11 protein-coding genes are annotated in these 11,581 nt (G+C 41.1%); 3 read left to right on the top strand and 8 right to left on the bottom strand.

Features of this window, described 5'->3' with window-relative positions; translation table 11 throughout:
* Positions 1-142 precede the first annotated feature (142 nt).
* The 7 genes from ACTNB8_RS15465 to rpsF form a co-directional block, all read right to left on the bottom strand.
* A complete protein-coding gene (locus ACTNB8_RS15465) occupies positions 143-688 on the bottom strand; it encodes a MerR family transcriptional regulator (protein ID WP_441055985.1) in 546 nt (181 codons plus the stop codon).
* Positions 689-871: 183 nt separating this feature from the next.
* Positions 872-2,200: a replicative DNA helicase gene (gene dnaB / locus ACTNB8_RS15470; RefSeq protein ID WP_296158227.1), complete on the bottom strand. Its 1,329-nt coding sequence runs from the start codon at positions 2,198-2,200 to the stop codon at positions 872-874.
* Between the two features lie 20 nt (positions 2,201-2,220).
* Positions 2,221-2,667, bottom strand: coding sequence for a 50S ribosomal protein L9 (gene rplI / locus ACTNB8_RS15475; RefSeq protein ID WP_441055986.1), 447 nt, complete (start codon positions 2,665-2,667; stop codon positions 2,221-2,223).
* A complete protein-coding gene (locus tag ACTNB8_RS15480) occupies positions 2,664-4,718 on the bottom strand; it encodes a DHH family phosphoesterase (RefSeq protein WP_441055987.1) in 2,055 nt (684 codons plus the stop codon). Before ACTNB8_RS15480 ends, rplI begins: the two co-directional genes overlap by 4 nt.
* A 176-nt stretch (positions 4,719-4,894) precedes the next feature.
* Entirely contained in the window at positions 4,895-5,158 is a 264-nt protein-coding gene (gene rpsR, locus ACTNB8_RS15485; RefSeq protein ID WP_021651398.1) for a 30S ribosomal protein S18, read from the bottom strand.
* A 53-nt stretch (positions 5,159-5,211) separates the two neighbouring features.
* The gene (locus ACTNB8_RS15490) at positions 5,212-5,670 is read right to left on the bottom strand and encodes a single-stranded DNA-binding protein (protein WP_296158224.1); all 459 of its coding nucleotides are present in this window, start codon (positions 5,668-5,670) and stop codon (positions 5,212-5,214) included.
* A gap of 106 nt (positions 5,671-5,776) precedes the next feature.
* Positions 5,777-6,064 carry a 30S ribosomal protein S6 gene (rpsF, locus tag ACTNB8_RS15495; RefSeq protein WP_296042424.1) on the bottom strand — a complete coding sequence of 96 codons (288 nt, stop codon included), beginning with the start codon at positions 6,062-6,064 and terminating at the stop codon, positions 5,777-5,779.
* Positions 6,065-6,341: 277 nt separating this feature from the next.
* Between rpsF and ACTNB8_RS15500 the strand changes: the two genes are divergently transcribed.
* From ACTNB8_RS15500 to ACTNB8_RS15510, 3 genes are all read left to right on the top strand, one after another.
* Positions 6,342-7,634: an L-cysteine desulfidase family protein gene (locus ACTNB8_RS15500; RefSeq protein WP_441055988.1), complete on the top strand. Its 1,293-nt coding sequence runs from the start codon at positions 6,342-6,344 to the stop codon at positions 7,632-7,634.
* A gap of 39 nt (positions 7,635-7,673) precedes the next feature.
* Positions 7,674-8,894 carry a dicarboxylate/amino acid:cation symporter gene (locus ACTNB8_RS15505; RefSeq protein ID WP_441055989.1) on the top strand — a complete coding sequence of 407 codons (1,221 nt, stop codon included), beginning with the start codon at positions 7,674-7,676 and terminating at the stop codon, positions 8,892-8,894.
* 143 nt (positions 8,895-9,037) lie between these two features.
* A complete protein-coding gene (locus tag ACTNB8_RS15510) occupies positions 9,038-10,300 on the top strand; it encodes a dihydroorotase (protein ID WP_441055990.1) in 1,263 nt (420 codons plus the stop codon).
* Between the two features lie 101 nt (positions 10,301-10,401).
* On the opposite strand, the gene ACTNB8_RS15515 is transcribed toward ACTNB8_RS15510, so the two are convergent.
* Positions 10,402-11,418: a sulfate ABC transporter substrate-binding protein gene (locus ACTNB8_RS15515; protein WP_441055991.1), complete on the bottom strand. Its 1,017-nt coding sequence runs from the start codon at positions 11,416-11,418 to the stop codon at positions 10,402-10,404.
* Positions 11,419-11,581: the final 163 nt, after the last annotated feature.

Genomic DNA, 11,581 nt, shown 5'->3' on the forward strand with positions numbered 1-11,581 from the left:
GGAATACAGCCAGATTTTTGTTGATTTTGAAAAAAATAAAAAGAAAAGAAGTTTTAAAAGAAAAATGGTGCTGGGCATAACACCCAACACCAAGTTTGTCTACAGTCTGAAAGCTGCAGCAATTGCTGTAGCTTTCTTTTTTTTACGCATTTCTGTGTTTTCTGACTGATTTTTTGTCTGCCATTGCAGCCGCTGCCTCACGTCTGGCCATCTGCTGTCGCCTTATTGCCAGATCCAGCGACCGGCATTTCTCTTCATCCTCATTCTGTGAATTAAGTTCCTGCTGAATAAGCCTTTCAAGAATTACCTGAAATTCCAGAATCTTTGCATCATGAATCTTTTCTTCCCCTGATAGCAATACCTCTTCACATACCTCTGAAGTATTTTTATTTTCATCTTTCTCTGTATCTTCACTGCATTCTTCCAGCAACCGCAGTCTGCTATTACTGTCTCCAGGCGGTACCTGCGCAATCTGCGGGATCAGTTCACGAATTGCCCGAAGCTGCAGTCCTCTGTTTTTCAGTTCTTTAATATTCAAAAACAACTGAATATCATACCCGGTGTAATACCGATGTCCCAGTTCATTTCTCTGAATCCTGAGATTCAGTTCCTCTTCCCAGTATCGAAGCACATAAGACTTAATTCCAGTCATCTCAACAGCCTGTCTAACTGTATATCTTGTCTCCACAGTACTTACACCTCCTTATGAAATTCACTGAGTGGTGATTATGTCTGTTGTATTTATCGGACAGTTACCACTGATTTTAATTATAAACAGCCTCCATATTAAATTCAATAAAAATCGTTCGTCTCATTTTGACATAAAAATCAGCCAGGATATCAAAGAAGTTTTCCTGACTGATCTTAATAATTACTTTTTCATGTTAACAAACTGTGTATAACGTGGCAGCCATACAAGTTCTATGGTTCCAATCGGACCATTTCTTTGTTTTGCTATAATTACCTCTGCAATATCTTTTTTCTCTGTATCCTTGTGATAATAATCATCACGATAAAGGAACATTACCACATCGGCATCCTGCTCAATTGCTCCTGACTCTCGAAGATCCGAAAGCATCGGCCTGTGATCCGGACGCTGCTCTACTGCACGGCTCAGCTGCGAAAGCGCAATAACCGGAACACTCAGTTCTCTGGCAAGAGCCTTTAATGAACGTGAAATATCTGAAATTTCCTGTTGACGTGAATCAGACTTGCCACTTCCGCTCATGAGCTGAAGATAGTCGATCATAATAATTCCAAGATTATGTTCCAGTTTATATTTTCGGCATTTGGAACGCATCTCCGCAATGCTGATTCCCGGTGTATCATCAATGATAAGATTGGAACGGCCTATGATATCTGCCCCTTCAACCAGTTTCGTCCAGTCCTCATCTTTGAGGTTACCGGTACGCATATTTTGTGAATCAACATGTGATTCCATTGCTAGAAGTCGGTTTACCAGCTGTTCTTTTGACATTTCCAGACTGAAAATAGCAACTGTAACATCTTTACGAAATGCCATATACTGGGCAATATTCAGTACAAACGCTGTTTTCCCCATAGAAGGTCTTGCTGCAATAAGAACAAGATCAGATGGATGCATTCCTGATGTCTTATAATCCAGATCAATAAAACCTGTCGGAATTCCCGTTACGCTGCCTTTCAGCTTGGAAGCTTTTTCGATATTATTGATTGCATTCAAAACAACCTGCTGGATCGGGACATAATCTCCGCCAATACTTCTCTGAAGAATATTAAACAGTTTCTTTTCTGATTCTTCCAGAATCATTTCTGTACTTTCTTTTTCCAGATAACAGGTATTCGCCACTTCCTCTGTTGCCTTTATCAGTCTTCGCAAAAGTGCTTTTTCACTGACGATATTTGCATAATACTTGACATTCGCCGAAGTTGGCACCGCTTGAATCAGTTCACGAACATATTCCATGCTGCTGATATCAGGCGGCAGGTCTTTTTCTTTCAGGCGGTTCTGCAAAGTGATCAAATCTACCGGTTTCCCTTCGTTGCATAGTTCAACCATCGCATCGAAGATGATTCCGTATTGATTCTGATAAAAATCATCACTTGTAAGAATCTCAGAAGCTACCAGAATGGCATCTCTGTCGAGAAGCATGGAACCAATTACTGACTGTTCTGCCTCAATACTGTGAGGAAGGATTCTTTTGATCAGTGCTTCTTCCATTAACTGTCCTCTCCCTTATATTACGCTTCTTTGATCCAGACTTTCAGAGAACCTGTAACCTTAGGATGAAGTTTTACCGGAACCTGAGTCACACCGAGATTTCTGATCGGACTTGGCAGCTGAAGTTTCTTTTTATCAATTTCAAGACCAAGCTGAGTTTTAGCAGCTTCAGAAATTTCTTTTGTAGATACAGAACCAAATGTTCTTCCACCTTCACCGACTTTAAGAGTAAGAATAATCTCTTTTGTTTCAAGTTCTTTTGCAAAAGCCTGGGCTGCTTCCAGATTTTCCTGTGCAACTTTCTCAGCATTTGCTTTCTGAAGTTTCAGATCATTAAGATTTTTGGAAGTAGCCTCAACTCCAAGTTTCTTAGGAAGGATCATATTTCGTGCGTAACCGTCACTGACATTGACAATTTCGCCTTTTTTTCCAAGTGACTTAACATCTTCTAATAAAATTATTTTCATTTCTTCGTTTCTTCCTCCTGATATAACTCATCGATAATTTCTTTGATCATATTTTCCACTTCTTCAATAGGCTGTTTTACCTGAGCCCCGGCTATATTGATATGACCGCCGCCACCAAGTTTCTCCATCATAACCTGGACGTTGACCTCATCAATAGCTCTTGCACTGACATAAACCTCTTTATTATATGTGGTCAGAACAAATGATGCCTTTACACCTGCTATGTTCAAAAGCTCGTTAGCAGCCTGTGCGCCAACTACCGTAGGACTCTCAAGTCCTTCACTCGGACATTTTGCAATAGCAAAGTATCCTTTGTAGATTTCTGCCGTACGAACAGCTTCTGCCCTTGCTTTGTATGAGTCAATATTATCCCGCAGCATTTTACGGACCCTTGTCATATCCGCTCCAGAACGACGAAGAAATGCTGCTGCCTCAAAAGTTCTTACCCCTGCTCTTGTAATGAAATTATTTGTATCAATCATAATTCCCGCATAAATGCAGTCAGCTTCTATATTGCGAAGTCTGAGATCGTCAGAAAAATACTGAAGTATTTCCGCTACCATCTCGCAGGTAGAAGAGGCATATGGCTCCACATAGGACAATACAGCATTCTGGATCACTTCATTTCCTCTTCGATGATGATCCAGCACTACGATTGTCTTTGTCATATAAAGAAGATCTTCACACTCTGTATAGCTTGGCTTGTTTGTATCAACAACAACCACAACTGTATTATTATCAACAAGTTCCATAGCTTGTTCCCGATCAATAAACATCGACGGTTCATAGTCCGGATTGTTTATATATCCTGCCATCAACGGACGAATCGAGGTAGATGGATCGTTTACCACAATATGAACCGGTTTTCCAAGTGTCTTTCCTGCTCGATAAATACCAATTGCTGCCCCCAGTGCATCCACATCAGTGATTTTATGCCCCATAACAACCACTCGCTCTTTTGTACTCATAAATTCTTTGAGTGCCTGAGCCTTTACACGGGCCTTTACACGGGTTGTCTTTTCCATCTGCTGAGCCTTACCACCGTAATAAGTAATACTGTCACCGTTCTTGATAACTACCTGATCCCCACCACGTCCCAGGGCCATCTCTATGGCAATTCTGGAATATTCATAATTCTGAAGATATGTTGTAGCATTCAGTCCGATACCGATACTCAGAGTTACAGTCATCTCATTTCCGATATTTACTGTCTTGACTTCTTCCAGAATATGAAATTTCTGTTCTTTCAAGGCTTCCAGTGAACTCTGTCTCATAATAAGGAAATATTTATCCTTTTCAAGTTTTCGTACAAGTCCGTCATAATTCGAGAAATATTTTGTAATCTTACGGTCGATCAGAGCAATAAGAAGCGATCTTCTGACATCTTCCACACTTTCCAGTGCTTCTTCGTAATTATCCAGATAAGCCAGTGCGACAACCAGTTTATTGTCTTCATTTGCCTGAATATATTCCTTCAGTTCAGTCTCATCATAGAGATACATTGCAATCAGGCTGGTGATATCCGGAAGGTTTTCCAGAAGTTTCGAGGATGCAACTGCTTTACCGAGCATAATACGCTGCATGGATATTCTGTATATCCTTTCGCCAAATTGCGTACTTACTTCAGATATTTCTCGTTTTTCACTTGCCGGAAGTTTATCTGCGGTAATATCCGGAAAAATTGTGCTGACATTTTTCCGGTAGAACTGGTCACGTCCCGTCATCTGTGCAAACATTTTGTTTGACCAGATCATTCTTCCCTGCATATCCATGATTGCATATGGGAGTGCCAGTTCTTCAAGAACCCTTTTTTCGAGGAATTCATACTGACTGGCAAATGCAACCAGATCGTTGAACATCAGTGGTCTGTGATAAAAAAGCAGAATGATCGCAATTGCGACATAGATCAGTATTCCCAGCGTCACAACAATGCCTGCTTTTATATTAACAATATAAACCAGAATGTTCAGCACTATCAGGAGAATGGATAAATATAACGGCCAGCGCACCAGATGTTTCAAGTGCCCTTTTAATTTTAATTTTCCACTCATAATTTTCTTTACCATTCTTTTCTAAAATTTACAGGATGCTAAGTATTATTATAGCAGATTCCAGAACATTTTACCATATGAATGTTAAATCCGGTGTTACTGTTGTAACTGTTCACTCCACAATGGTTAAAGCAAAAAGATCGCTGTCATAAATGACAGCGATCCTGAAATTCTGATTAGTCCTGAACGTATGGCATCAGAGACATATGACGAGCTCTCTTAACTGCAACAGTAAGAGCTCTCTGATGTTTTGCACAGTTTCCTGTGATTCTTCTAGGAAGGATTTTACCTCTTTCAGAAACATATTTTCTGAGTTTTGCTACATCCTTGTAATCGATTTCGTTGTTTTCTTTACCGCAGAATACACAAACTTTTTTTCTTCTGCGTCCGCCTCTTCTCTTCATAGGAGAGTCCGGTCTTTCGCCTCTATTATAAGCCATGATGGTTTCCTCCTTATTCTATTTCTTTCAGTTATAAACACTTGGTTTCCATTCTAATTAAATGGAAGTTCCTCATCAATTCCATCCGGAATATTCATGAATCCGTCTGCACTTGCAGATCCAGGTCCCGGCATAGATGGTGCAGGTGCAGCACTCTGCTGCGGATGAGAAGCTGCATAGCTGTCACTGGAAGCTTTACTTTCAGCAAACTCCTGTTCTTCAACTACAACTTCTGTTGTATACACCTTCTGTCCTTCTCTGTTTGTATAACTTCCGGTCTGTATACGTCCGGAAACAACAATACGGATTCCCTGATGGAAATATTTTTCTGCAAATTCCGCTCCGCGTCCGAATACGACACAACTGATAAAATCAGCAGTTGCCTCACCGTCACGACGGAATCTTCTGTCTACTGCCAAAGTATATCTGGCAATTGCCAGAGCGTTTTCTCCTGCGGAATATCTAACCTCAGGATCTCTTGTTAAGCGTCCCATTAAAATTACTTTGTTCATTATTATCCCTCTTTCTTCTTAGTGAGTGAACGGGTTTCTTAATGGTGCTTTCTAAAATCCATGGTTACTGTTCACTCCGTTCACAGTAACAATTCATCTACTAAGATTATGCGTCTTTGCGAACGACTAAATATCTTAATACGTTGTCCATGATGCGAACGTGTCTTTCAACTTCTGCCGGACACTGTGCGTCTGCTTCAAACTGAATGAAATAGTAGAAGCCTTCATGCATTTTCTGAATTTCGTAAGCTAATTTCTTCTTACCCCATTCTTCTACTTCTGTGATGTTTCCGTTGTAACGAGTGATGTAGCCTTTTGCTTTTTCAACTACTGCATCACGAACTTCGTCTTCAACTTTAGCGCTCACAACTAATGCTAATTCGTACTTATTCATGTCATTTTACCTCCTTATGGTCTTTGTGGCCCTCCGCCTGTACAGAGAGCAAGGATATGAAAATATATCACAGTTGCTTATTTTACCATAAGAATTTATCAATGTAAAGGATTTTTTTGTCGAATTGAATTTTTTGTAGTTTTTCTTCATTTTTCAGTCCTTGCTTATCAGATATGTGTTTTATATTTGTATTTTTGCATATATATTGTGTTATTGCCGGAAATATATTATACTTGTTGCACAAACGCTTTTGCGTAACTGAGGAGAGGAGAAAGATATGGATTCTGTATTATATGCAAACTATCTTAACATCCTTGAGCATGAACTTGTTCCTGCCCTTGGATGCACGGAGCCAATTGCAATTGCCTATGCGGCTGCAAAGGCCCGTCAGGTTCTTGGTGAATTTCCTGATTCAGTGGAAATGTCATTGAGCGGCAATATCATCAAGAATGTGAAAGGTGTTACTGTACCTAATTCCGGAGGTATGAAAGGCATTGACGTTGCTGCCATTCTCGGAATTGTAGGCGGTAATGCTGACAAAGCCCTGGAAGTTCTTGAAGAAATCACACCTGAACACATTGCCAGGACGCGCGAACTGGTTAAGCTGAAGGTCTGTTCATGCTCCCTGGCAGAAGGAGTCGACAACCTTTATATTACAGCCAAAGTAATCTGCGGCAGCCATTTTGCAGAAGTAACAATCGAACATCAGCATACAAATATCACACGGATTGTCAAAGATGGTCAGATTCTTCTTGACCATCCTCTGGATTCTGCCGCATCTGCATCAGAACCGGATAAATCCACACTTACTGTAAAAGATATTCTTGATTTTGCTGATCAGGTTAAGATGAAAGACGTACAGCCTATCATTGATCGACAGATCAAGTTGAATTCTGCGATCTCTCAGGAAGGTCTGGACAACAACTATGGAGCTCAGATAGGCAAAACGCTCATGCATGTATGGGGTAAAGGTGTTACCACAAGAGCCTGTGCCAGAGCTGCTGCCGGAAGTGATGCAAGAATGGGAGGCTGCTCCCTCCCTGTAGTGATCAATTCCGGGAGTGGGAATCAGGGCATGACTGTTTCTCTTCCTGTAATTGTGTATGCAGATGAATGGGAAGTCTCACATGAAAAACTCTGCCGCTCGCTTGTTGTAAGTAATCTTATTGCTATTCATCAGAAATATTATATAGGAAGTCTTTCTGCTTACTGTGGTGCTGTAAGCGCTGCCTGTGGTGCTGGTGCAGGAATTACTTATATGTATGGCGGTAATTATCAGCAGGTATCCCTGACCATAATAAACACTCTTGGTAATGTAGGCGGAATCGTCTGTGACGGTGCAAAACCCTCCTGCGCAGCTAAGATTGCATCTTCCGTAGATGCAGCACTGATGGCATTCCAGCTGAGTATACAGAACAAAAGTTTTCTGCCAGGCGAAGGCATCATCAAAGGTGATGTTGAAGAGACAATCAAAAGTATGGGGTATATTGGCAGAGTGGGCATGAGATTAACTGACACTGAGATACTCAATGTCATGATCGACAAGGCAAATATCAACCAGGACTGCTGATTTTGTCTGTACATATTAATAACAAAGGAGAATCTATCCATGAAAAAGAACAGTTTTTTTACAAGTCTTCCATTTAAACTTCTGGTATGTGTTATTATTGGCATCATTGCGGGAATTATCCTGAATAAAACAGATTCCTCCTCACTTACCATTGCTATTCTGAATATCGTTGTTACCGTAAAATACGTACTTGGCCAGTTGATCAACTTCTGTGTACCACTGATCATCATTGGTTTTATCGCTCCATCTATCACCAAACTTGGTAACAATGCTTCACGCATGCTGGGTGTTGCACTTGTGATCGCCTACGTGTCTTCTATCGGCGCCGCACTTTTTTCCACAGGAGCTGGTTATGTACTGATTCCACACCTGTCAATTGTCACTGACGTAGAAGGTCTGAAAACACTTCCTGATGTAGTATTTGAACTTTCTATTCCACAGATCATGTCTGTAATGAGTGCACTTGTATTCTCCATTATGGTAGGTCTGGCAGCAACATGGAATCAGACCAAACTAATCACCGGAGTTCTTGATGAATTCCAGAAAATCGTACTTTCCATCGTTTCAAAGATCATCATTCCGATCCTGCCTATTTTCATTGCACTGACATTCTGTGGACTGGCTTATGAAGGTTCCATTACCAAACAGCTTCCTGTATTCCTTCAGGTTATTGTTATTGTACTGATCGGACATTTTATCTGGATGGCACTGCTCTACGGGCTTGCCGGTATTTATTCTAACGAAAATCCTATGGATATTGTTCGTCATTACGGACCTGCTTATCTGACTGCAGTAGGAACCATGTCCTCTGCTGCCACTCTCGCCGTTGCGCTTCAGTGTGCAGGCAAAGCCAAACCTCTTCGTAAAGATATGGTACAGTTCGGCATCCCTCTTTTTGCCAACATCCATCTCTGTGGTTCCGTTCTTACCGAAGTCTTTTTTGTTATGACCATCTCAAAAATTTTATATGGTTCTATTCCGACACCTGGAACCATGGTTCTTTTCTGTCTGCTTCTTGGAATCTTTGCACTGGGAGCGCCCGGAGTTCCAGGCGGAACTGTAATGGCTTCTCTCGGACTTATTACAGGTGTCCTTGGATTCAATGAAACAGGTACCGCCCTGATGCTTACCATTTTCGCACTTCAGGACAGCTTTGGTACAGCTTGTAATGTTACAGGTGATGGCGCACTTACTCTTATCCTTACCGGATATGCCAAACGTCATCACATCAAAGAACAGAATATTAGTGTTGATCTCTGATACCTGGATTTGAAATATTACTGTTCACTCCACAGTAACACTCTGAGATGATTTTATATACCGGGGAATTTTGTCAACTTGACAAAGTTCTCCGATTTCTTCTATACTGACTTTAATACTATCTGTCAGGAGGACAAAAATTTATGATTTTAAAAAATGGTCATCTTATCGACCCGGCCGGACACACAGATGCCATCACTGACATCCGTTTTGAAAATGGCATCATTCAGGAAATCGGCACTGCACTGATACCCGCTGCAAATGAAGAAATCCTGGATATTACAGGGCTTACTGTTGCCCCGGGCCTGATTGATACTCATGTACACTTCCGTGATCCCGGTCTGACTTATAAGGAAGATATTCATACAGGATCTCTTGCTGCTGCAAAAGGTGGTTTCACCTCCGTCATCTGTATGGCAAATACAAAACCGACCGTAGATACTGTAGATACTCTAAAAGATATCCTTAGCCGCACAAAAAAAGAAAACATACATATTTACCAGACAGCTTCTGTTTCCACTGGACTTAACGGAGAACATCTGACAGATTTTGATGCTCTTGCCAGTGCGGGAGCCTGCGGCTTCACAGATGATGGAATTCCCCTTCTTGATGCCGTCTTCTGTTACAAAGCCATGGAAAAGGCTGCCTCACTTCATATGCCGATCAGTCTTCATGAAGAAGACAAAAGTTTCATTACAAATAATGGAATCAACGCAGGTAAAACAGCCGAAACACTTGGTGTAAAAGGCTCTCCTGCAATTGCCGAAGAAATAATGGTCGCACGTGACTGCATGCTTGCTCTCCATTCAGGCGCATCTGTTGTAATCCAGCACATCAGTTCCGGAAACTCTGTAGAACTTGTCCGCTCTGCACGCAAAATGGGCGCTGATATCCATGCAGAAGCAACCCCTCATCATTTTACACTGACTGAGGAAGCACTTCTGGAATACGGTTCACTTGCCAAAATGAACCCGCCTCTCCGCCTCAAAAAAGACCGTCAGGCAATCATTGAAGGGCTGAAAGATGGTACGATCGACCTTATTGCCACTGATCATGCGCCTCACAGTCAGGAAGAAAAATCAAGACCTCTTACCGAAGCCCCCAGTGGCATTATAGGACTAGAAACATCTCTTGGTCTCGGTATCACTTCCCTGGTAAAAACAGGACAGCTCACACTGATGGAACTTCTTTCCAAAATGACCTGCAATCCGGCAGACCTTTATCATCTGTCAGGCGGTCGAATACAGGTAAATGCTCCTGCTGACTTTGTTATTTTTAATCCGGATGAAAAATGGACTGTCAGTGACTTTGCCTCCAAAGCCTCCAACAGCCCATTTAAGGGTACTGAACTTTATGGAAAAATTCATTATACACTCTGCAGTGGAAAAATCATTTATCATGGATAATTCCCCTGTTTTACAGCTTTATCAGAAATAACCCGATATTATAACTCCCTTTGATTCGGCGGTCCTGCCAGATATCACAGGGAGTTTTCTGTTTTCTGAAACTATCCTTCATAAATCTGATCGAATACTCCGCCATCTGCAAAATGTGTTTCCTGTGCCTTATCCCATCCACCAAAATCATCAATTGTCACCAGATTTACATTAAGATCAAAAACATCTTCATATTCTTTCAGGATATCTTCATTAGATGGGCGATAATAATTATCACCTGCAATCCTCTGCGCTTCATCAGAATAAAGATAATTGAGATATTCAGTTGCAACATCTCTTGTTCCTTTCCTGTCTACTATTTCATCTACAATTGCCACTGAAGGCTGTGCCAGAATGCTGATACTTGGTGTTATAATCTCATAATCGTCAGGATAATCTTTTACAGAAAGATATGCTTCATTTTCCCATGCAATGAGTACGTCTCCCTGACCGTTTTCAACAAAAGAAGTGGTTGCTCCTCTGGCTCCTGAATCCAGAACAAGTACATTCTGATACAATTTTTTGATAAACTCCTTTATCTTGTCTTCATCACCGTCAAATTTTTTATCTGCGTAAGCCCAGGCTGCCAGATAATTCCATCTTGCGCCTCCCGATGTCTTCGGGTTCGGTGTTATGACACCTATATCTTCTTTTATAAGATCATCCCAGTCTTTAATCCCTTTTGGATTTCCTTTACGTACCAGAAAGACAATCGTTGATGTATACGGAGAACTGTCATTTGGAAATTCTTCAATCCAACCCTTATCGATCAGCCCCGCATCTTCAACAGCATTCACATCATACTCAAGTGCAAGTGTTACGACATCTGCTTCCAGTCCGTTTGCAACCTCCAATGCCTGTTTACCCGAACCGCCGTGTGACTGAGTTATTTCAACCTCCTGTCCAGATTCTTCTTTCCAGTGTTCTGCAAAAACTTTATTATACTGTTCATACAGTTCTCTTGTCGGGTCATAAGAAACATTTGTTATTTCAACTTTGTCCTTTTTTGCTGCAAATACAGATGAAACACCTGCTCCGTTGATTCCTAATACTGCCGCAAGTCCTAATATAAGAATTCTTTTTTTCATAATACATGTCCTCCTCTTTCCTTTTGATTTTTATGTTGTTTGTTGTTGCAACGTAAGCGCCAAATATTCCTGCGGATTTCCTAACACTCTGTTTCCCTCTATAATTGTAGGCGAAAGATATTTAGACTATTTCACTACAATTACGGAGGATAAGTTATGGCAA

The organism is Blautia sp. HCP28S3_G10, from assembly GCF_052065235.1.
Classification (GTDB): Bacteria; Bacillota; Clostridia; order Lachnospirales; family Lachnospiraceae; genus Blautia_A.